The organism is Halomonas sp. 3H, from assembly GCF_024206005.1.
Lineage (GTDB): Bacteria > Pseudomonadota > Gammaproteobacteria > Pseudomonadales > Halomonadaceae > Halomonas > Halomonas campaniensis.
This window is the reverse complement of record NZ_CP100360.1, coordinates 2,717,966-2,739,130: the sequence shown is the minus strand read 5'-3', so window position 1 is coordinate 2,739,130 and position 21,165 is coordinate 2,717,966. Positions and strand designations below refer to the sequence as shown.

The 21,165-nt window shown below is 68.1% G+C and carries 19 protein-coding genes; 10 read left to right on the top strand and 9 right to left on the bottom strand.

Features of this window, described 5'->3' with window-relative positions; translation table 11 throughout:
- Nucleotides 1-22: 22 nt before the first annotated feature.
- Nucleotides 23-1,033 (bottom strand): thiosulfate ABC transporter substrate-binding protein CysP, encoded by a 1,011-nt coding sequence (cysP, locus tag NFC98_RS12750; protein ID WP_254275313.1) that lies wholly within the window; start codon nucleotides 1,031-1,033, stop codon nucleotides 23-25.
- 184 nt (nucleotides 1,034-1,217) lie between these two features.
- Between cysP and rpe the strand changes: the two genes are divergently transcribed.
- Nucleotides 1,218-1,919: a ribulose-phosphate 3-epimerase gene (rpe, locus tag NFC98_RS12745; protein ID WP_254275312.1), complete on the top strand. Its 702-nt coding sequence runs from the start codon at nucleotides 1,218-1,220 to the stop codon at nucleotides 1,917-1,919.
- 4 nt (nucleotides 1,920-1,923) lie between these two features.
- Complete coding sequence (locus NFC98_RS12740; RefSeq protein ID WP_254275311.1) at nucleotides 1,924-2,208, top strand: GIY-YIG nuclease family protein; 285 nt, start codon at nucleotides 1,924-1,926, stop codon at nucleotides 2,206-2,208.
- A gap of 1 nt (nucleotide 2,209) precedes the next feature.
- Here the strand turns inward: NFC98_RS12740 and NFC98_RS12735 are convergent, their stop codons facing one another.
- Nucleotides 2,210-3,508: an NAD(P)/FAD-dependent oxidoreductase gene (locus tag NFC98_RS12735; RefSeq protein WP_254275310.1), complete on the bottom strand. Its 1,299-nt coding sequence runs from the start codon at nucleotides 3,506-3,508 to the stop codon at nucleotides 2,210-2,212.
- A 146-nt stretch (nucleotides 3,509-3,654) separates the two neighbouring features.
- Between NFC98_RS12735 and gph the strand changes: the two genes are divergently transcribed.
- The 5 genes from gph to trpC all read left to right on the top strand — a co-directional run bounded on the left by gph (nucleotide 3,655) and on the right by trpC (nucleotide 8,652).
- On the top strand, nucleotides 3,655-4,449 hold the full coding sequence (gene gph, locus NFC98_RS12730; RefSeq protein ID WP_254275309.1) for a phosphoglycolate phosphatase: 795 nt from the start codon (nucleotides 3,655-3,657) through the stop codon (nucleotides 4,447-4,449).
- A gap of 233 nt (nucleotides 4,450-4,682) precedes the next feature.
- The gene (trpE, locus tag NFC98_RS12725; protein ID WP_254277841.1) at nucleotides 4,683-6,179 is read left to right on the top strand and encodes an anthranilate synthase component I; all 1,497 of its coding nucleotides are present in this window, start codon (nucleotides 4,683-4,685) and stop codon (nucleotides 6,177-6,179) included.
- Nucleotides 6,180-6,195: 16 nt separating this feature from the next.
- Nucleotides 6,196-6,780 carry an aminodeoxychorismate/anthranilate synthase component II gene (locus tag NFC98_RS12720; RefSeq protein ID WP_254275308.1) on the top strand — a complete coding sequence of 195 codons (585 nt, stop codon included), beginning with the start codon at nucleotides 6,196-6,198 and terminating at the stop codon, nucleotides 6,778-6,780.
- 16 nt (nucleotides 6,781-6,796) lie between these two features.
- Complete coding sequence (gene trpD, locus NFC98_RS12715) at nucleotides 6,797-7,816, top strand: anthranilate phosphoribosyltransferase (RefSeq protein WP_254277840.1); 1,020 nt, start codon at nucleotides 6,797-6,799, stop codon at nucleotides 7,814-7,816.
- A 26-nt stretch (nucleotides 7,817-7,842) separates the two neighbouring features.
- Nucleotides 7,843-8,652, top strand: a complete 810-nt coding sequence (gene trpC, locus NFC98_RS12710) for an indole-3-glycerol phosphate synthase TrpC (protein WP_254275307.1) — start codon at nucleotides 7,843-7,845, stop codon at nucleotides 8,650-8,652.
- A gap of 124 nt (nucleotides 8,653-8,776) precedes the next feature.
- Here trpC and NFC98_RS12705 read toward each other — a convergent pair whose 3' ends face one another.
- The 5 genes from NFC98_RS12705 to NFC98_RS12685 all read right to left on the bottom strand — a co-directional run bounded on the left by NFC98_RS12705 (nucleotide 8,777) and on the right by NFC98_RS12685 (nucleotide 15,962).
- The gene (locus NFC98_RS12705; protein ID WP_254275306.1) at nucleotides 8,777-9,097 is read right to left on the bottom strand and encodes a c-type cytochrome; all 321 of its coding nucleotides are present in this window, start codon (nucleotides 9,095-9,097) and stop codon (nucleotides 8,777-8,779) included.
- Between the two features lie 91 nt (nucleotides 9,098-9,188).
- Entirely contained in the window at nucleotides 9,189-10,433 is a 1,245-nt protein-coding gene (locus tag NFC98_RS12700; RefSeq protein ID WP_254275305.1) for a sorbosone dehydrogenase family protein, read from the bottom strand.
- A 361-nt stretch (nucleotides 10,434-10,794) separates the two neighbouring features.
- Nucleotides 10,795-11,415: a cytochrome c gene (locus NFC98_RS12695; protein ID WP_254275304.1), complete on the bottom strand. Its 621-nt coding sequence runs from the start codon at nucleotides 11,413-11,415 to the stop codon at nucleotides 10,795-10,797.
- A 5-nt stretch (nucleotides 11,416-11,420) separates the two neighbouring features.
- The gene (locus NFC98_RS12690) at nucleotides 11,421-12,674 is read right to left on the bottom strand and encodes a sorbosone dehydrogenase family protein (protein ID WP_254275303.1); all 1,254 of its coding nucleotides are present in this window, start codon (nucleotides 12,672-12,674) and stop codon (nucleotides 11,421-11,423) included.
- A 96-nt stretch (nucleotides 12,675-12,770) separates the two neighbouring features.
- On the bottom strand, nucleotides 12,771-15,962 hold the full coding sequence (locus NFC98_RS12685) for an FAD-binding and (Fe-S)-binding domain-containing protein (protein ID WP_254275302.1): 3,192 nt from the start codon (nucleotides 15,960-15,962) through the stop codon (nucleotides 12,771-12,773).
- A 195-nt stretch (nucleotides 15,963-16,157) separates the two neighbouring features.
- On the opposite strand from NFC98_RS12685, the gene serS reads away from it, so the two are divergent.
- Both serS and NFC98_RS12675 read left to right on the top strand, forming a co-directional pair.
- Nucleotides 16,158-17,435: a serine--tRNA ligase gene (gene serS / locus NFC98_RS12680; RefSeq protein WP_254275301.1), complete on the top strand. Its 1,278-nt coding sequence runs from the start codon at nucleotides 16,158-16,160 to the stop codon at nucleotides 17,433-17,435.
- A gap of 160 nt (nucleotides 17,436-17,595) precedes the next feature.
- On the top strand, nucleotides 17,596-18,711 hold the full coding sequence (locus NFC98_RS12675; RefSeq protein ID WP_254275300.1) for an AI-2E family transporter: 1,116 nt from the start codon (nucleotides 17,596-17,598) through the stop codon (nucleotides 18,709-18,711).
- A gap of 55 nt (nucleotides 18,712-18,766) precedes the next feature.
- On the opposite strand, the gene trxA is transcribed toward NFC98_RS12675, so the two are convergent.
- Complete coding sequence (trxA, locus tag NFC98_RS12670; RefSeq protein WP_183331473.1) at nucleotides 18,767-19,090, bottom strand: thioredoxin; 324 nt, start codon at nucleotides 19,088-19,090, stop codon at nucleotides 18,767-18,769.
- A 275-nt stretch (nucleotides 19,091-19,365) separates the two neighbouring features.
- Here trxA and cysB point away from each other — a divergent pair, with 275 nt between their 5' ends.
- Nucleotides 19,366-20,337, top strand: a complete 972-nt coding sequence (gene cysB, locus NFC98_RS12665; RefSeq protein ID WP_254275299.1) for an HTH-type transcriptional regulator CysB — start codon at nucleotides 19,366-19,368, stop codon at nucleotides 20,335-20,337.
- 62 nt (nucleotides 20,338-20,399) lie between these two features.
- Here cysB and NFC98_RS12660 read toward each other — a convergent pair whose 3' ends face one another.
- Nucleotides 20,400-21,131: a phosphoadenylyl-sulfate reductase gene (locus NFC98_RS12660; protein WP_254275298.1), complete on the bottom strand. Its 732-nt coding sequence runs from the start codon at nucleotides 21,129-21,131 to the stop codon at nucleotides 20,400-20,402.
- Nucleotides 21,132-21,165: the final 34 nt, after the last annotated feature.

The following is a 21,165-nucleotide window of genomic DNA, read 5'->3' as shown; positions in this document are numbered from 1 at the left end:
CGTCTCCGAGGGTTCCGTGGGGTCAGCGGCGCTGCAGCTGGTCGAGCAGGGCGCCGTTGGCGAAATGCTCCTCCATGGCCGCGTCCCAGCCGCCGAACACCTCCTCGACGCGCAGCAGCTCGGTCTCGGGGAAGGCGTCGGCGAACTCCTCTACCACCGCCTCGTGGTGCACGCGGTAGTTGAAGCCGGCGAGCTGGCGCTGGGCCTCCTCGCTGTAGAGGTACTCCACGTAGGCCTGGGCCAGGTCGAGGTTGCCGTTGCGCTCGGCATTGGGGGCGACCACCGCGACCGGGAATTCGGCCAGGATGCTCACCGGCGGCACGATCACCTCGTAGTCATCGCTGCCGTACTCGCCGCGGATGTTGTTCACCTCGGACTCGAAGCTGATCAGCACGTCGCCCAGGCCGCGTTCGATGAAGCTGGTGGTGGCGCCGCGGCCGCCGGTGTCGAACACCGCCACGTTGCCCAGGAAGGTGCGCATGAAGTCATGAATCTTCTCTTCATCCCCCTCGAACTCCGCTTCGGCGAAGCCCCAGGCCGCCAGGTAGGTGTAGCGGCCGTTGCCGGAGGTCTTGGGGTTGGGGAAGACCATGCGCACGTCCTCGCGGACCAGGTCATCCCAGCTCTCGATCCCCTTGGGGTTGTCCTTGCGCACCAGGAAGGCGGTGGTGGAGTAGTAGGGGGAGGCGTTGTTGGGCAGGGCCTCCTGCCATGCCGCGTCCACCAGGCCGCCGTCGGCCAGGACCTGCACGTCGGTGACCTGGTTGTAGGTCACCACGTCGGCGCGCAGCCCCTGGAGGATGGCGCGGGCCTGGGCGGAGGAGCCGCCGTGGGACTGGCTGATCGCCACCTCCTCGCCCTGGGTCTCCTGCCAGTGGGCGATGAACGCGGGGTTGACGGCGGCGAACAGCTCGCGGGCGATGTCATAGGAGGAGTTGAGCAGCTCGCGCTCGGCCGCCGTGGTGGGACCGGCCAGGCCGGCCCCCAGGGCGATGGCGAGCAGGGCGTGCGGTAAACGGGGGCGCAGGGTCATGGAGTCACTCCGACATTCGTTGGCATTGTCGGAAGGGTAAGTTCGACCAATAGTAATTACAATGATATTTTTTATTCTATTTTGATCTATTTCTCTGCAGCGGCACGGCGTCCCCTCGCGCTGCCGGCTCCGGGTGCCTCTGCTAGAATGCGCACTCTTCGTGAACGACCGCCTGGACCCTCCCATGACCGATGCGACCCGCGATTTCCTGATCGCTCCCTCGATCCTCTCCGCCGACTTCGCGCGCCTGGGCGAGGAGGTGGACGACGTGCTGGCCTCCGGGGCCGATATCGTCCACTTTGACGTGATGGACAACCACTACGTGCCCAATCTGACCATCGGCCCCATGGTCTGCGAGGCGCTGCGCAAGCACGGTGTCACCGCGCCCATCGACGTGCATCTGATGGTGCGCCCCGTGGATCGGCTGATCGGCGACTTCATCGACGCCGGGGCCAGCATCATCACCTTCCACCCCGAGGCCTCGGACCACATCGACCGCTCCCTGCAGCTGATCCGCGACGGCGGCTGCCGGGCCGGGCTGGTGTTCAACCCGGCCACGCCGCTGTCGTATCTCGACTACGTGATGGACAAGGTCGACATGGTGCTGCTGATGAGCGTCAACCCCGGTTTCGGCGGCCAGTCCTTCATCCCCGGCACTCTGGACAAGCTGCGCGAGGCTCGCCGCCGCATCGATGCCTCAGGCCGCGACATTCGCCTGGAGATCGATGGCGGGGTCAAGGTGGAGAACATCGCCGAGATCGCTCGGGCCGGCGCCGATACCTTCGTGGCGGGCTCCGCGGTGTTCAAGGCCAGAAACGACGCCGACCCGCATCGCTACGACGGCGTGATGCAGGCCTTCCGCGAGCAGCTGGCCGGCGTGCGCTGAGGCCGTGAACGCCGAGCAGGCAACGCCGCGCGAGGCGCCGGTCTGGCACCTCTACCTGGTGGAGACGGCGGGCGGGGCGCTCTACACCGGCATCACCACCGACGTGGAGCGGCGCCTGGCCGAGCACGCCGCCGGACGCGGCGCCAAGGCGCTGCGTGGCAAGGGGCCCCTCACCCTGCGCCACAGCGAGCCGGTGGGCGGGCATGGCGAGGCGCTGCGCCGCGAGGCCGAGATCAAGCGGCTATCGGCCGCCGGCAAGCGGGCCTGGCTGGCCCGGGTCCAGCGCTGACTCAATGCAACTTCATGCGTGGGCGGATGAAGCGGTTGAGGCCGTCCACCAGCATGGTCACGGCGGTCTTGAGGCTGCCATGGATGGCACGCTGGTGCATGCGGTAGAGCGAGGCGTAGAAGAACTTCGCCAGGTGCCCCTCGACGAACAGGCTGCGCGCCGAGGCGCCGCGCATCAGGCTGCCGATCGCCTCGAAGTGAGCCAGTGAGATCAATGAGCCGCGGTCGCGGAAGGTGAAGTCCCTGAGCGGGCGGCCGTCGAGGCTGGCGCGCAGGTTGCGGTAGAGCAGCGAGGCCTGCTGATGGGCCGCCTGGGCGCGCGGCGGCACCGGCTTGCCGCTCGCTTGGGGACAGCTGGCGCAGTCGCCGAAGGCGAAGATGGCCGGGTCATCGAGGCTCTGCAGGCTGGGGTGGACCTTGATCTGGTGGTTGCGCTCGGTGGCGAGTCCCAGCGTCGAGAGGAAGGGCGGGGCCTTGATGCCCGCGGCCCAGACGCCGAGATCGGTGGCGATGCGCGTGCCGTCGGCGGTGGTGAAGCCGGTGGCGTCCACCTCGGTCACCCGGGTCTCCAGATGGATCGTCACGCCGAGCTTCTCGAGCTCCGTGTGCACGGCCCTCGAGATGCGCTCCGGCAGCGCCGGCAGCAGCCTCGGGGCCGCCTCCAGCAGGTGCACCGAGAGTTGGCCGGCGTCGAGGCGGGTGAAGCCGTAGCTGTGCAGCATTTGCGAGGCGTCGTAGAGCTCGGCGGCGAGCTCTACCCCGGTGGCCCCGGCGCCGACGATGCCCATGGTGAGGTGGGAGTGGGCGCGCCGCTCGGGGTCGCTGAAGCGCAGGAAGGTGTTGAGCATGTCGCGCCGGAAGGCCTCGGCCTGCTCCGGGCTGTCGAGGAAGTGGCAGTGCTCGGCGACCCCGGGGGTGCCGAAGTCGTTGCTGACGCTGCCCAGCGCCAGCACCAGCCGGTCGTACTCTAGGGTGCGAGGCGGCAGCACCTCCTGCCCCTCGTCGTCGAGCACCGCGTCCAGCGTTAGGCGCTGGCGCTCCCGGTCCAGGTCGCACAGGGTGCCGCGCTGGAAGCGGTAACCGTTGGCGCGGGCGTGGCCCTGGTAGGAGACCTCGTCGAGACCCGAGTCAAGGGCGCCGGTGGCCACCTCATGGAGCAGCGGCTTCCAGATGTGGGTAGGGTTGCGGTCGACCAGCACGACCTCGGCGCGGCCACGCCTGCCGAGGCGGCGTCCGAGGCGGGTGACCAGTTCGAGGCCGCCGGCGCCGCCGCCGACCACCACGATGCGGGGAGCTGCCATGAGTGACTCCTGGAATAGGTGAGGAGAAGCGTGGAGAAGCCGCCTCCAGCATAGACGGCCCCCATGGCGGCTGCCTACGTGAACGACGCGTGCGTAGGTCGGCCTTGGCTAGGGTTTCATCCCGGAATAAATGGAGAGGAACGACGATGCACCCCATCCTGAACGACATTCGCCTGGTCGCCTTCGACCTGGACGGCACCCTCATCGACTCGGTGCCCGACCTGGCGCTGGCGGTGGACGCGGCGCTGGCCGACCTCGGCCTGCCCGCCGCCGGCGAGGCGAGGGTGCGCGACTGGGTGGGCAACGGCTCGCTGGTATTGATGAAGCGCGCGCTGCGGTTCGCAACATATGCCAGCGAGGCGCCGGGGACTGATCGTAGAGGGGGTCCTATGCCAGGGATGGCATCGGTAGCGCCCAGGGAGGGGTTCACAGCGCCCCCTCGTAGATCAGTCGCCGGGAAAGCCTCGCTTGCCACTGCTGCTGAGGTCGACAAGCCCCTGCTGGAGCGCGCCCATGCCACCTTCCTGGATCACTACGGCCGCGACCCCGGCGCCCATACCCGGCTCTACCCCGGCGTGCGCGACTGCCTGGAGGGACTGCGCCGCCGCGGCCTGCCGCTGGCGCTGGTGACCAACAAGCCCCACGCCTTTATCGCGCCCATTCTCGAGGGGTTCGGGCTGGAGGCGCACTTCGCCCTCTGCCTGGGCGGCGACAGCCTGCCCGAGAAGAAGCCCCATCCGGCGCCGCTGCGGCATGTGGCGCAGCACTTCGGGGTGGCCCCGGAGGCCTGCCTGATGGTGGGCGACTCTCGCCACGATATCGCCGCCGGCAAGGCGGCCGGCTTTCGCACCCTGGCGGTCCCCTACGGCTACAACCACGGCGAGCCGGTGCGCGAAAGCGGCCCGGACGGCGTGGTTGAATCGCTGGCGGAACTCGTTTAACGTGATTTCGGCTCTTGCTATAAGCGCGGCCCAATCAATATGTTATTGCTATAAGAAGCGGAAGCCTCTCGATGATCAGCCGCACGATGCCGGATACCCTGGCCCTCAGCCGATGCCTGCCCCGCTCGCCTGCCCGCGGCGGCTGGCGATGGTGACGCTCGCCTTCCGAGCCTGACCCCCGGCGCGCCCGCGCCCGCCATTGCCACCCCGTTACCCCGAGGACTCCGGGCATGATGACCCCCGAACGTTTCCGCGAGCTGGCCGACGCCGGCTACAACCGCATACCGGTCACCCGCGAGGTGCTGGCCGACCTGGACACCCCGCTCTCCACCTACCTGAAGCTGGCCAATCGCCCCTGGTCCTTCCTGCTGGAGTCGGTGCAGGGCGGTGAGAAGTGGGGGCGCTACTCCATCATCGGGCTGCCCAGCCGCGAGCGCATCGAGGTGCGGGGCTTCAGCGTGCGCCACTATGTGGATGACGAGCTCCAGGGGGCGGCGGAGGTCGAGGATCCGCTGGCCTGGATCGAGCAGTTCCAGGGCCGCTTCAGGGTGCCGCGCCTCGACGACCAGCCGCGTTTCGACGGCGGCCTGGTGGGCTACTTCGGCTATGACACCATCCGCTACATCGAGCCGCGCCTGCGCAGCGCGGCGGCCGCGGCCAAGCCCGACCCGCTGGGCGTGCCGGACATCCTGCTGATGGTCTGCGACGAGCTGGTGGTGTTCGACAACCTCTCGGGTCGCCTCGCGCTCTGGACCCACGCCGACCCCGCCGAGCCCGAGGCCTACGGCGACGCCGTGCAGCGCCTGGAGGAGCTGGAGATCCGCCTGCGCAGCGCCACCCTCAACACCATCAGCCCTGGCTCCGGCGGCGCCGCGGTGGAGGAGGGCGACTTCACCTCCGGCTTCACCGAGGCGGGTTTCAAGGCCGCGGTGGAGACCATCAAGGAGTATGTGCTGGCCGGCGACGTGATGCAGTGCGTGCCCTCCCAGCGCATGTCGATTCCCTATCGCGCCGCCCCGCTCGACCTCTACCGGGCGCTGCGCAGCCTCAATCCCTCGCCCTACATGTTCTTCCTCGACCTGGGCGATCATCAGGTGGCCGGCTCCTCGCCGGAGATCCTCACGCGCCTGGAGGAGGGCGAGGTGACGGTGCGACCCATCGCCGGGACCCGCAAGCGCGGACGCAGCGAGGAGGAGGACCGGGCGCTGGAGGCGGAGCTGCTGGCCGATCCCAAGGAGCGCGCCGAGCACCTGATGCTGATCGACCTGGGGCGCAACGACGTCGGGCGCATCAGCGAGACCGGCTCGGTGAAGGTCACCGAGGAGATGGTGGTGGAGCGCTACTCCCACGTCATGCATATCGTCTCCAACGTCACCGGGCGACTGAAACCGGGACTCACCGCCATGGACGCCCTGCGCGCCACCTTCCCGGCGGGCACCGTGTCGGGTGCTCCCAAGATCCGGGCGCTGGAGATCATCGACGAGCTCGAGCCGGTCAAGCGCGGCATCTACTCCGGGGCGGTGGGCTATCTCTCCTGGCACGGCAACATGGACACCGCCATCGCCATCCGCACCGCGGTGATCAAGGACGGCCAGCTGCATGTCCAGGCCGGCGCCGGCATCGTCGCCGACTCGGTGCCCGAGATGGAGTGGCAGGAGACCCTCAACAAGGGACGGGCGCTGTTCCGCGCCGTGGCCATGGCCGAGCGCGGCCTGGACAACCTCGAATAAGGCGCCGGAGAGACCCATGAAAGTCTGCATGATCGACAACTACGACAGCTTCACCTTCAACGTGGTGCAGTACCTGGGGGAGTTGGGCGCCGAGGTGGCGACCCACCGCAACGACGCCATCACCCTCGAGCAGATCGAGGCGATGGCGCCCACCCACCTGGTGATCTCGCCGGGGCCCTGCACCCCCAACGAGGCGGGCATCTCCCTGGCGGCCATCCGCCACTTTGCCGGACGGCTGCCGATCCTCGGCATCTGCCTGGGCCACCAGGCCATCGGCCAGGTCTACGGCGGCCAGGTGGTGCGCGCCCCCCAGGTGATGCACGGCAAGACCTCGGCCATCCGCCACTCGGGCCTGGGGGTGTTCGAGGGCCTCGAGGACCCGCTGGAGGTGACCCGCTACCATTCTTTGGTGGTGGATCGCGCCTCCCTGCCCGACTGCCTGGAGATCACCGCCTGGACCGACGACGATGACGTCACCCCGGGCCTGATCATGGGCCTGCGCCATCGAGAGCTCGACGTGGAGGGGGTGCAGTTCCACCCCGAGTCGATCCTCACCCGCCAGGGCCATGAGCTGCTGGCCAACTTTCTCAAGCGCCGCTGAGCCGAGGAGAGCCATGATGCAGATGCGAGACGCCCTCGGCGCCCTGATGCGCCGCGAGAACCTCAACTTCGCCGAGACCCATGAGGTGATGCGCCAGATCATGACCGGGGAGGCCAGCGATCCGCAGATCGCCGCCTTCCTGATGGGCATGGCCATGAAGGGCGAGACCGCCGAGGAGATCAGCGCCGCGGCCCAGGTGATGCGCGAGCTGATGAAGCCGGTGCACCTGAACGCCGAGAACGTGGTCGATATCGTCGGCACCGGTGGCGACGGCGCCAACCTCTTCAACGTCTCCACCGCGGCCAGCTTTGTGGTAGCGGCGGCCGGCGGCCACGTGGCCAAGCACGGCAACCGCGGCGTGTCGTCGTCGTCGGGCAGCGCCGACCTGTTTGCGGTGGCCGGCATCCACCTGGATCTGGATGCCGACCAGGTGGCGCGCTGCATCGAGGAGGTGGGCGTGGGCTTCATGTTCGCCCCCAACCACCACCCGGCGATGCGCTACGCCGTGGGCCCGCGCCGCGAGATGGGCGTGCGCACCCTGTTCAACATCCTGGGGCCGCTGACCAATCCCGCCGGCGCCCCCAACCAGGTGCTGGGCGTCTATGCCCCGGAGCTGGTGCCGCTGATGGCCGAGGTGCTGCGCCGCCTGGGCAGCCGCCACGTGCTGGTGGTGCATGCCGAGGACGGCCTCGACGAGATCTCCCTGGCACAGCCGACCCTGGTGGCCGAGCTCAGGGAGGGCGAGATCCGCGAGTACGTGATCACCCCCGAATCGCTGGGTATCGAGCGCCAGTCGCTGGATCCGCTGCGGGTGCAGTCCGCCGAGGACAGCCTGCGCCTGGTGGAGCAGGCGCTGGTGGGCGAGGGGCCGGCGGCGGACATCGTCGCGCTCAACGCCGGGGCCGCCCTCTACGCTTCGGGGGTGGCCGACAGCCTCGAGGAGGGCGTGGCCATGGCCCAGGACGCCCAGGCTTCGAAGCTTCCCCTGGAGAAGCTCAGGGAGCTGGCCAATTTCACCCGTGTCTTCCTGCAGTGAGCGCACCCCCAATAAGGAGTCACACCATGAGCGCATCCCCGGGGGCGACCCCCACCATCCTGACCCGCATCCTCGACCGCAAGGACGAGGAGGTGGCCGAGCGCGCCCGGGCCGTCTCCGAGGCCGAGCTGCTGCGCCTGGCCGCCAGGCAGGACGCCCCGCGCGGCTTCGTGGCGGCGCTCGATCGGCTGATCGCCGAGGGCGACGCGGCGGTCATCGCCGAGATCAAGAAGGCCTCGCCCTCCCGGGGGGTGATCCGCGAGGACTTCCGGCCCGGCGAGATCGCCGCCAGCTATGCCGCCGGCGGTGCCGCCTGCCTCTCGGTGCTCACCGACGCCGACTTCTTCCAGGGCCATGAGGACTACCTGATCGAGGCACGCGAGGCCTGCGACCTGCCGGTGATCCGCAAGGACTTCATCACCCACGGCTACCAGGTGAGCGAGGCGCGGGCCATCGGCGCCGACTGCATCCTGCTGATCGTCGCCGCCCTGGACGATGCCCGGATGGCCGACCTGCACCGCCAGGCCGTGGAACTCGGCATGGACGTGCTGGTGGAGGTCCACGACGCCCTGGAGCTGGATCGGGCCCTGAAGCTCGACCTCTCCCTGGTGGGCATCAACAACCGCGACCTGCATACCTTCGACACCCGGCTCGATACCACCCTGGAGCTGCTGCCGCGCATCCCGGCCGGCGTCACCGTGGTGACCGAGTCCGGTATCCATACCCGCGACGACGTGCTGCGCATGCGCGAGCATGACGTCAATGCCTTCCTGGTGGGCGAGGCCTTCATGCGCGAGGCCGACCCCGGCGAGGCACTGCGGCGGCTGTTCTTCTGACCGCTACTCTGGTCGAATCAACGGCAGGAGGCCCGCTCCGCGGGCCTCCTCTCACTTCTTCAATATTCCCATCGATCGATAAGTGCCGTCCGGGAGTTCCCTCAGGGCGAACATCGAGCAGGCGTCACTGAAATTCGCTCGAGATATAGGCCGCGAGATTGGCGATGTCATCATCGGACAGGCCCGCGGCATTCGGAATCATCAGGCCTGAATTGGCCCCCACTCTTTCCCCGTCGCGGTACTGCATGAGACGCGACGCGATGTAATCTGAATCCCTGCCGGACAGTGAGGGAAAGCTCGCCATGCCCTTTCCCCCGGGGCCGTGGCACTGGGCACAGGAACTTGCGTACAGCGATTCTCCGACAGACTCGTCCGGCTCCCCGGCACTAGCCGTGCCGATGGTCAGAGCCGCGGTTGCGGCAATCAGCAGCGCTATCTTCATCATGTTATCTTTCCGGTGACCTTCCGACAGGAACCGCACTGCCCTGGGGCAGTGCGGTTCGCGGTTGAGATGGAGCATTGAATACCGGAGCGGGTTATTCCGGGGTGATGCGGTGGATTTCGCCTTCATCCACGGCGACATAGAGGCTGCCGTCGGGCCCCTGGACAACCGACCGGAACCGGGCCGGCCCCATGGGAAGGTGCATTTCCGCCACATCGGTGACGGCTTCGCCGCTTTCGTGGAGGGCGAGCAGGTTGATGCGCTGTCCTACCGCCGTTCCCCCGAAACCGATGCCCATGAAGCCGACGGCGAGACGCCCGTTCCAGGCGCCCCACTGGTCACCGGTCAGGAAGTCAGTGCCGCTGATGCCCTGGGAAAGGCCACTGTTCTGCCAGGCGGGTACCATGGCATTGGGGTAGACATTGGTGTCCGTCAGCGGCATGTAGGCAGCGCGCTCCTTCGGGTTCATTCCCTCCATCTGGTTGGGTTCATAGCCGCAGTAGTTGTCGGGGCAGTCGCCCCGCCCGGCCATGTTCGGGCGCGGGTCCCAGCCACTGTTGCCGCCATTGACCAGGGCATTGACCTCGTCGGAGTGCCAGGGGCCATGCTCGGTCACGATGGGCTGTGAGGTCTCGGGGTGAAAGGTCAGGCCCTGGACGTTCCGGTGGCCGTAGGTATAGATCCGGGAATCGAACCCTCCCGGGGGAGCATTGTCCTCCGCGGCATTGCCATCCCGGTCGATGCGCAGCACCTTGCCACCGAGCTGGGTGGGTGACTGGGGGATTTCACTGTTGTGGTTGTCGCCGGTGGTGACGTAGAGGAAGCCATCATCCGGGCTGAAGCGGATGCGACCGCCGTTGTGGGCGCCGGCATCCCCGAACGGATGATCGGTGGCGGCGGGTTTGTAGGGAATGTCATCGACGATGTCGGTGCGGTCCGATACGCCATCGAAGTCGCTGTTGACCGTCAACCGGAGCACGCGATTCGTGCGTGGCTCGGACATCTCGGATGCCGAGTAGACATACACGAAGCGGTTGTCATCGAAGTCGGGGTCGACGGCCACGCCGTTCATCCCGGCCTGGCCCTGACAGACCAGATCGCTCTCGGTGGTGGCATAGCCTTCGGCATCCTTCATTCCCAGCAGGTGATGGACGTCCCCGCTGGGCAGGCGCACCGACATGCCGCGGCACTTCTCGGTATAGAACATGGTGCCGTCCGGCAGGAAGGCTATGTCCCATGGGTTATCCAGACCGGAGAGCACCGTGCTGTGGCTCAGGGTAGGGGCATGGTTGCCGGCCATTGCCGTGGCCGGCAACCCGGCGATCACGGCGGCGGCCATGATGGCATAGACCGACGGTTTGGTGAGTCCTGGAGACATCGTGACTTCTCCTGTCTTGTTGGCGTTGTAGTGACTGCGTGCTGTGGCCTGCCCTTTTGGAATGAGTCGGCACCCGATCCGGGCGACACGTTTCCGAGCGGGGCAGGGTGCTGTGGTGGCCCGGACAGGCCACCCCTCATGCTCCATCCCTCCGGGGCAATATCCTGGGCATCTGGCATTGAACAGTAGCTCAGAAACTCAGCTCCAGCCCGGTGATGTAGCTGCATCCGGCCTCGGGCTCATGGCGACACTCACCGTTGCCTTACCCAGCCAGGCGGTTGTTCCATTGCCGGCGGGAAGTCCCGGGCAGTCGATGGCAGGCTCATTTGCCGGCGTGGGCCAGATAGTGAGCCAGGGCCTCGATCTCCTCGTCGGAGACCCCGCGCATGATGTCGATCATCGTCGTGTCGGGGCCACCCCGGGTGTGATCGCGGTAGGCACGCATGGCATGGACCAGGTAGTCCTCCCGCTGGCCGGCAAGCCTGGGCATCTGCTCACGGCCGCTGTAGTCGGCGGTGTGGCAACTGCCACAGCCCTGGCTTCGGGAGAGTTCCCTGCCCCGGGCCATCAGGTCGGCGTCGGGCTCCCCCGCGGGGGTGGCGACCGGTTGATCGGCATAGTAGGCGGCCAGCGCCTGGATCTCGGCATCGGAGAGGCCGCGAGCCTGGGGCGTCATCTCCTCCGCCTGGCGCAGGCGTTCACGGAAGTAGATCATCTGGTTGGTGATGGTGAGCGGCGGCTGGCCGGCCAGTGATGGCGTCCTTTCCCGGGTCGAGTTGCCGTCGCTGCCATGGCAGGCGGCACAGATCTCGACCTGCTCCTCGAGGGGCAGGCCGGCCGCCGGCGAGACATCGCCCAGCGCCGGCGGCATCAGGAGCAGGGCCGCGAGGGAGCCGGACGCCAGTAGGGCGCGCCGCAAGGGCGCGCGCTGGGGTGCTGGCATCGGGGTCACTCCATGTAGCTCGGTGTCTCGTAGCTGATGCGGTAGATGGCCCCGTTTTGCTCGTCGGAGACCAGCAGGGCGCCATCGGGCATCTGCAGGACATCCACCGGGCGGCCGGAGAAGGTGTTCTCCCTGGGATCGAGGAAGCCGACCAGGAAGGGGGACATGCCCGCCCGCTCGCCGTCGTCGGAGATCATCGCCACCCGCACGTCGTAGCCGGCGCTCAGGGTGCGGTTCCAGGAGCCGCGACTGGCGATGAACATGGCATTGCGATACTCCTCGGGGAACATGTCGCCGCTGTAGAACCGCATGCCCAGGGGGGCGGTGTGCGGATCGAGGGTCGCGGCGGGCAGGGTCGTGCCGTTGCAGGCGTCGGCATCGCCGAGCTCTGGGTCGATCACGCCCACGCCGTGGCAGTAGGGGAAGCCGAAGTGCTCGCCGGTTTCGCTGAGCCGGTTGAGCTCGTCGTTGGGTCCGTGCTCGCTGATCCAGTCCTGGTTGTTGTCGGTGAACCAGAGCTCGCCGGTCTCGGGGTGGAAGTCGAAGCCCACGCTGTTGCGGACGCCGCGCGCCTCGACGCGCATGTCCGACCCATCCGGTTCGAAGCTGTGGATGGTGGCGTGGGTGTCGGGGTCGACCTCGCAGCCGTTGCAGGGGGCGCCCACCGGCACGTAGAGCCGTCCGTCAGGGCCGAAGGCGAGGAATTTCCAGCCGTGGTGCTGATCGTCGGGCAGGCCGAAGGCCTCGGTCAGCTCCTCCGGCTCGGGGACCTCGCCGTTGGCCAGGTGCGTCTCGATGTCGTCGTAGCGGAAGATGCGATTGATGGCCGCCACGTAGAGGCTGCCGTCCTTGAAGGCGACACCGTTGGGCTGGGTCAGGCCCTCGGCGATGATCCTGTGCTCGCGTTCTTCGCTGCCGTTGTCGAGCACCGCATAGACACGGCCGATGCCGCGGGTGCCGATGAACAGGGTGCCCTCGTCGCCGCGGGCCATCATCCTGGCTCCAGGCATGCCGTGGGCCCAGATCTCCGCGCTGAATCCGTCCGGCAGGCGCAGGTGGTCGAGGGGGATGTCCTCGCGGGCGGTGACGGTCAGCGGCGTGGCGTGCGGGGCCAGCGGGGAGTCGGCCATCTCGGCGGATCTCCCCTGGGCCCAGGCGGGCTGGTGGTCATCGGCCAGGGCAGCCGTCAGGCTGCCGGCGGCGGCAAGGCCGGCGACGGAAACCGCGAGGGTGAGGCGTTTCAGGCATGCAGGGGGCATGGCAAGGCTCCTGATTCTGATCTTGTTGTAAGCGGAATGCCACGTATCAGACTAGGAGCTTGCAGACAGTCAGGACGATAGATTCTTGCTATCGGCTCAGCCGGCCCGGCGCAGTACCTCCAGCAGCCCCTGCAGCGGGTGGGGCAGGGCCATGTCGGAGAAGCGCCTGGCCTGGCTGCGGCAGGAGTAGCCGGTGGCGAGCAGGCGGCCCTGGTTGGCGTCTTCCTCCACCACCGGCTGCCAAGACTGGGCGTAGATGGTCCTGGAGGTCTCGAGGTTGCGGGCTTCGTGGCCATAGGTGCCGGACATGCCGCAGCAGCCGGTGCTGACCAGCTCGAGCTTGAGGCCGAAGGCGGCGAACACCTGCTGCCAGGCCCTGGGGCTGCCCGGGGCGTTGGTCTTCTCGGTGCAGTGGGAGAGCAGCCGGTAGCCGGGGTCGTTCAGGGTCCGGCCGCTGGAAGAGAGGTGGCTGGCCAGGGTGGGCGAGTGAGCCACCAGCCACTCCTGGAGCATCAGCACCTCGGGCACGGCCCCCGGGCCCAGCGCCTTCACGTACTCCTGGCGGTAGGTGAGGGTCATGGCCGGGTCGATGCCCACCAACGGTACGCCGAACTCCGCCAGGGTGCGCAGCCGCCGGGCCTGCTTCCCGGCGGTGCGCTCGAAGGCGCCGAGGAAGCCCTGCACGTGCAGCGGCTTGCCGTTGGCAGAGAAGGGTGCCACGAAGACCCGGATATCCAGCCGGCCGAGCAGCTCGACAATGTCCAGCACCAGCGTCGCCTCGAAGTGGCTGGTGAAGGCGTCCTGGACGAGCACCACGCTCCTGGCCTTCTGGGCCTCGGTGAGCCGGCCCAGGGAAGTGGGCGTTGCCTCGGCTACGCCCCAGGCGGCGAGGGTCTTCCTCAGGCTGGCCCGGGAGAGCCGCGGGCTGTCCACCAGTCCGACGGGGCCGGCGAGCAGGCGGTCCACCAGGCGGCTGCCGATCAGGGCGTTGTAGGTGGGGGCGATGCGCGAGAGCGTGGGCAGCAGGAACTCGGTGGTGCCGACCAGATAGTCGCGCACCGGGCGCAGGTAGCGGCCGTGGTAGGCCTCCAGGAACAGCGCGCGGGAGTCTGGCACGTTGACCTTGACCGGGCACTGGCCGGCGCAGGACTTGCAGGCGAGACATCCGGCCATGGCGTCATAGACCTCGTGAGAGAAGTCTGCCTCGCGCTTTCGGCGCAGGGTGTTGAGGGTGCGCGTCGGCAAGCGTTTCACGAAGCCCCAGGCGCCCTCGGCCCGCTGCTGACGTGACGCCTCGACCAGGTCGACGCCGGCCTCGCCCTGCAGGCGCAGCCATTCGCGGATCAGGCTGGCGCGCCCCTTGGGGGAGTGCACCCGGTCCCGGGTCGCCTTCCAGGAGGGGCACATGGCGTCATTGGGATCGTAGTTGTAGCAGGCGCCGTTGCCGTTGCAGTAGACGGTGGCGGCGTGGGCCTGCCAGACCCGCTCGTCGATGGTGCGGTCGAGCTGGCCGCGGGTGGTCACGCCGTCGATGGTCAGCAGGCCCGGGTCGACCAGTCTGACCGCCTCCGCCTGGGCGGCGGCAGGGGTGTCAGACGCCTTCCCCGCGGCGTCGGGCGGGATAGAAGCAGTACCCGCGGCGTCGGGCGGGATAGAGAGCGGCGTTGCGATCTTGCCCGGGTTGAGCTGGTTGTGGGGGTCGAAGGCCGCCTTGACCCGCTGCAGGCTGGGGTAGAGCTCGCCGAAGAAGCGGGGCGCATACTCCGAGCGTACCCCCTTGCCGTGCTCGCCCCACAGCAGGCCGCCGTACTTCCTCGTCAGCTCGGCCACCCCCTCGGAGACCTCGCGGATCAGCTGCTCCTGCGCCGGGTCCTTCATGTCGATGGCCGGGCGCACGTGGAGCACCCCGGCATCCACGTGGCCGAACATGCCGTACTCGAGGCCGCGCGCGTCCAGGGCCGCGCGGAACTCGGCAATGAAGTCGGCCAGGTGCTCCGGGGGCACCGCGGTGTCCTCCACGAAGGGGATCGGGCGCTTCTCGCCCCTGGCGTTGCCCAGCAGGCCCACGGCACGCTTGCGCATGGCGTAGACGCGCTGGATGGCGGCACGGCCGGAGGCCAACGTGAAGCCCAGGCGCTCGACGCTCGCGTCTGCCTCCAGATGGCGGCAGAAGGCGGCGACCCGCTTGGCGAGGCGGTCGGGGTCGTCGTCGTTGAATTCCACCAGGTTGATGCCGCGCACCGGGGTTTCGCCAGCGGGGAAGAACTCCGCCACGCTGTCCCAGACGAAGTCCTCCATGGCCAGCATCAGCACCTTGTCGTCCACCGTCTCGATGGAGGTGGGCCCGGCCGAGCTTGCCATGAGCGCCTTGGCGTCGCGCAGGGCATCCATGAAGCCGGCGTAGCGCACGTTGACCAGGGTCGAGTGCTTCGGGATCGGCAGCACGTTGAGGACCGCCTCGTCGAGAAAGCCCAGCGAGCCCTCGGCGCCGCACAGCAGGCTGTTCATGTCGAGCCGGCCCCGGTCGTCCCTCAGGTGCGCCAGGTCATAGCCGGTCAGGCAGCGGTTGAGCGGGGGGAACTTCTCTGCGATCAGCTCGCCCTGGGTGTCGATGATCTCCCGGGCGGTGCGGAAGGCGCGGCCAGTGGCGTCCTGGCGGGCGCAGAGCGTCTCGAGCTCGGCCTCCTCCACCGGGCGGCTGACGAGCCGCTCGCCGCCCAGCAGCAGCACCTCGAGCTCGAGCACGTGGTTGCGCGTCTTGCCGTACTCGCAGCTGCCCTGGCCGCTGGCGTCGGTCGAGATCATGCCGCCGATGGTGGCGCGGTTGGAGGTGGAGAGGTCCGGCGCGAAGAAGAGCCCGTGGGGCTTGAGCGCCGCGTTGAGCTGGTCCTTGACCACCCCGGCCTGCACCCGCACCCGGCGGGCCTCCACGTCGATCTCCAGGATCCGGTTCATGTGCCGGGAGACGTCCACCACCAGGCCGTCGGTGAGCGACTGGCCGTTGGTGCCGGTGCCGCCGCCGCGGGGGGTGAGCGCCACCTGGCGGTGCTCCACCTGGCCGGCCAGGTGGGCGATGCGCGCCAGGTCCTCGCCATGCTTCGGATAGAGCACCGCCTGGGGCAGGCGCTGGTAGATGGAGTTGTCGGTGGCAAGCACCGTGCGGGCGGCATAGTCCGGGGCGATCTCGCCCTCGAAGCCGGCGTCGCGCAGGGCCTCCAGAAAACGCAGGTAGGGGGCGGCCAGCCCCGGCGTGGTGCTGGCGTCGGCGGTGTCCAGTCTTGCGATCATGGCACTCTTTCATGGGGAAGCGAGGAATGCTCCTACTTTACCGCGACAGGCGGGTGGCGCGCATCCCGCCGGCGGCACCCGTCGGCTCGCCTGGCGGCGGCGCGTGGCGCCCCTGATGGCTTTTGCCTACAATGGGCTGCCTGTTTGCCCCTGTTTTCTTCATTCTCCATCACCGACTGCAACGGACCGGATTCCATGCTCGACCCCAAACTGCTGCGCAGCGACCTCGATATGGTCGCCCAACGACTGGCCAAGCGAGGCTTCGCCCTCGATACCGACCGTCTCGAGGCGCTGGAGTCCCGGCGTCGCGAGCTGCAGGCCGAGACCGAGTCCCTGCAGAACGAGCGCAATACCCGCTCCAAGGCGATCGGCAAGGCCAAGGCCCAGGGCGAGGACATCCAGCCGCTGCTCGACGAGGTCTCCGACCTGGGGGAGCGCCTCGATGCCGCCAAGGCGAGTCTGGCCGAGGTGCAGGCCGAGTGGGACGAGGTGGTCAGCGGCCTGCCCAACCTGCCCCACGAGAGCGTGCCGGTGGGCGAGAGCGAGGAGGACAACGTCGAGCTCCTTCGCTGGGGCACGCCCCGCGTGTTCGACTTCACGGTGCGCGACCACGTCGACCTGGGGGCGCTCCGGGGTCACCTGGACTTCGACCTGGCCGCCAAGCTGACCGGGGCGCGCTTCGCGGTGATGCGCGGCCCCATTGCGCGGCTGCATCGGGCGCTGACCCAGTTCATGCTCGACAAGCAGACTCTCGAGCACGGCTACGAGGAGTGCTATGTCCCCTACATGGTCAACGAGGCCTCGCTGCACGGTACCGGCCAGCTGCCCAAGTTCGGTGAGGACCTGTTTCGCCTCGACGACGAACGTGGCTACCACCTGATTCCCACCGCCGAGGTGCCGCTGACCAACTTCGCCCGCGACGAGATCCTCGACCACCGGGCGCTGCCGGTGAAGCTCACCGCCCATACGCCGTGCTTTCGCAGCGAGGCGGGTTCCCATGGGCGCGATACCCGCGGCATGATCCGTCAGCACCAGTTCGACAAGGTCGAGATGGTGCAGCTGGTCGACCCGACGACCAGCTACGAGGCCCTGGAGGAGATGCGCGGCCACGCCGAGGCGATCCTCCAGGCGCTGGAACTGCCCTATCGCGTGGTGACGCTGTGTACCGGCGACATGGGCTTCGGTGCGGCCAAGACCTATGACCTCGAGGTGTGGCTGCCCAGCCAGGACACCTACCGCGAGATCTCGTCGGTCTCCAACTGCGAGGCGTTCCAGGCGCGGCGCATGCAGGCGCGCTTCCGCCACCCCGAACAGAAGAAGCCGCAGCTGCTCCATACCCTCAACGGCTCCGGCCTGGCGGTGGGGCGCTGCCTGCTGGCGGTGATGGAGAACCACCAGCAGGCCGACGGCTCGATCCGCGTGCCCGAGGCGCTGCGCCCCTACATGGGCGGTGTGGAGACCATCAACGGCTGATCACCGCCGGCTCGATCATGATCGCCTTCAGGCCCCCTGCCATCGGCGAGGGGCCTGCCAATGGACGCGGTCAGTCTGCCGACGCCCCGGTCCGGGTGATTGTTGCCGAAGCGGCCAGGGGGCATGATGGTGGCCTTACCGGGACGCAAGGATTCTCTCGATGTCGCTGTCCGACGATGATGCCCCGAGCATCATCCCCCTCAACCTGACGCTGGCACTGGCGGCGCTGGTGGTAATCGTGTCGGGCATGAAGGCCGGCTCGAGCCTGCTGGTGCCACTGCTGCTGGCGGTCTTCATCGCTGTGGTCTGCACTGCCCCGATACAGTGGCTCAATCGCCTGGGACTGAGCCTGCGCCTGGCCGTCTGGCTCACCCTGGTGGTGATCGGCGGGCTGCTGTCGCTGCTCGGCCTGCTGCTGGTCAACAGCTTCGGCACCTTCGTCGAGGCCCTGCCCGGCATCGAGGAGAAGCTCTACGACTACTACCTGGGCATGCTGGATGGCCTGGCGAGGATGGGGTTGGCCATCGACACCGACCGGCTCGCCGAACTGCTGGATGTGGAGCAGCTGGGCAGTGCGGTGCCGGGACTGCTGGGGGAGCTGGGCAACCTGCTGATGCAGAGCGTGGTGGTGGGCCTGCTGGTGGTCTTCATGCTCTTCGAGACCCTGAACTTTCGTGACAAGATCTCCCGGGCGCTGCGCAATCCGGCGCCCAGCCTGGAGCGCTTCAACGAATTCAGCCTGACCCTCAAGCGCTACCTGGCGGTGAAGACCCTGATCAGCCTGGTGACAGGGGCGCTGGTGTGGGTCGCCTGCCTGCTGGTGGGGGTCGACTTCCCGCTGCTGTGGGCCGTGCTGGCCTTCGCCCTGAACTACATCCCCAATATCGGCTCGGCCATCGCGGCCATTCCCCCGGTGCTGCTGCTGCTGGTATCGCCCGAGGGCGGGCCGGTCGATGCCCTGCTGCTCTCGGCGGCCTACCTGGGCATCAACTTCGTGCTCGGCAACATCGTGGAGCCACGCTGGATGGGACGGGCCCTGGGCCTCTCCACCTTCATCGCCTTCCTGTCGCTGGTGGTGTGGGGGTGGGTCTTCGGGGCCGCCGGGATGCTGCTGTCGGTGGTGTTGACCATGACGCTCAAGATCGCCCTGGACAGCCACCCCCAGACCCGCTGGATCGCGCACCTGCTGGGCCCGGGGGATGACCAGCCGCTGGAGGAGGCGGATCGCCCACTCTCGGAGCGGGACGGCGACGAGGGCGACGGGGCGAGTCCCTGACCCCGAAACGCGATCGCCCCGGCCGGGGCGATCATCGGATCGACGCGCCTGGCAATCAGGCGTTCTGGTCGATGAACTGCGACAGCTGGGACTTGGACTGGGCGCCCACCAGGGAAGCGACCTTGCTGCCGGACTTGAACAGCATCACGGTGGGGACGCCGCGCACGCCCTGCTCGGCGGCGATCTCGGGGGCATCGTCCACGTTGATGCTGACGACCTTGAGGTTGCCGCTGCGCTCCTCGGCGACCTCGTCGACCACCGGTGCCATCACCTTGCACGGACCACACCAGGGGGCCCAGAACTTGAGCAGTACCGGGGTGTCGGCCTTGAGGACTTCCTGCTCGAAGTTGGCGTTGGTGACATCGACGTTGTTGGCCATGTGATTCTCCAGTTGCGTTGCGCTGCATCGAGCGTATCGGGGGCATGCCAGCAGCATGCCTGGCCGGCCGATGTTAGCGGCAGCCCGAACCGCTGGCAAATGGCAGGGGCGGCGGGTGTCTCTCCGCAGGGCCATTCCGGCCTCGCCGAGGTAGAGACGCGGGCGCTTCTGATATGCTATAAAGTGATTAGATAAATATTCTTTATTTCAAATTGGCCTCGCCAGCGCCCGTCGTGGCTACCGCCTGCCAGAGTGTCCAGGGAGCCGAATCCACCATGAAACTGCAGCAGCTGCGCTATATCTGGGAAGTCACCCGTCACAATCTCAACGTGTCGGCCACCGCCCAGAGCCTCTTCACCTCACAGCCCGGCATTTCCAAGCAGATTCGGCTGCTCGAGGACGAGCTCGGCGTCGAGATCTTTGCCCGCAGCGGCAAGCACCTCACCCGCGTGACGCCCGCCGGCAAGGCCATCGTCGAACTGGCCGGCCAGGTGCTCAGGCTGACCGACAACATCAAGGAGGTGGCCCAGGAGTTCAGCGACGAGCGTCGCGGCAGCCTGTCCATCGCCACCACCCATACCCAGGCGCGCTATGCCCTGCCGCCGGTGATCAGCGACTTCACTCGCAAGTATCCCGATGTCGCGCTGCACATGCAGCAGGGCACGCCCAAGCAGATCGCCCAGATGGTCAGCGATGGCCAGGCCGACTTCGCCATCGCCACCGAGTCGCTGGAACTCTTCAACGACCTGGTGCTGCTGCCCTGCTACCGCTGGAACCGCTGCATCCTGGTTCCCCAGGGGCACCCCCTGGCGGAGGAGGGCGAGCTCACCCTGGAAGCGCTCGCTCGCTATCCGCTGGTGACCTACGTCTTCGGCTTCACCGGCCGTTCGCAGCTCGACGACGCCTTCCGTGCGAGGGGGCTCACGCCCAACGTGGTGCTGACCGCCGCCGATGCCGATGTGATCAAGACCTACGTGCGCCTGGGCATGGGAGTGGGCATCGTCGCCCACATGGCGGTGGATCCCCAGCACGACACCGACCTGGTGGCGCTGGACGCAGGGCATCTGTTCGAGAGTTCCACCACCAAGATCGGCATCCGCCGGGGCACCTTCATGCGCGGCTACATGTACGACTTCCTCAAGGGATTTGCCGACCACCTTGACCGCGACCTGGTCGATGCCGCCCTGGCCGCCGGGCCCCGCCACGAGCAGGGGCTGTTCAGCGAGATCGCCTTGCCGGTGCGCTGAGCGGATTCGTGGCCGCACACGACAAGGGCGCCCCGCGGGGCGCCCTTGTCGTGTCATGGAGGTCAGCGTGTCGCCAGGTTGGCGGCGTGCAGGCCGCACTCCTTGCCGGCCTGGTCCTCCCACCACCAGCGCCCCTCGCGCTCGTGCTGGCCCGGCAGGGTGGGGCGGGTGCAGGGTTCGCAGCCGAGGCTCACGAAGCCGCGCTCGTGAAGGGGATTGTAGGGCACGTCGAACATCCGGATATGGGTCCAGACCTCCTCACTCGACCAGTGGGTGAGCGGGTTGATCTTGTAGAGCGGCGACGCCTCGCTGCCGAAGGCGGTGTCCCGCTCGGCGATCTGCAGGGAGGAGCGGGTGCCCGGGCTCTGGTCGCGGCGCTGGCCGGTGACCCACATCGGCAGGCCGGCCAGCCGCTCACGCAGGGGCCCGACCTTGCGGATGCCGCAGCACTCCTGGTGGCCATCACGGTAGAAGCTGAAGAGCCCCTTCTTCCGGACCAGAGCCTCGACGGCCTCGCGGTCGGGGAAGCGCACGTCGATCTCGATGTGGTAGTGCTTGCGGACCCGCTCGATGAAGGCATAGGTCTCGGGATGCAGGCGTCCGGTATCCAGGGCGAAGACGTGGACCGCGTCCTTCGGCGCGACCTTGAGCGCCAGGTCGACCAGCACCACGTCTTCGGCGCCGGAGAAGGAGAGGGTCAGCTCGCCGAAGGCCTGGTAGGCGGCCCGCAGGATCTCCTTGGGCGTGGCCTGGTCGTGTTCGAGGACGAAACGGTTGGGGTCGAAGGTCGTCATGGCGCCTCCCGTGCTGTGGAGCGCACTACCCTAG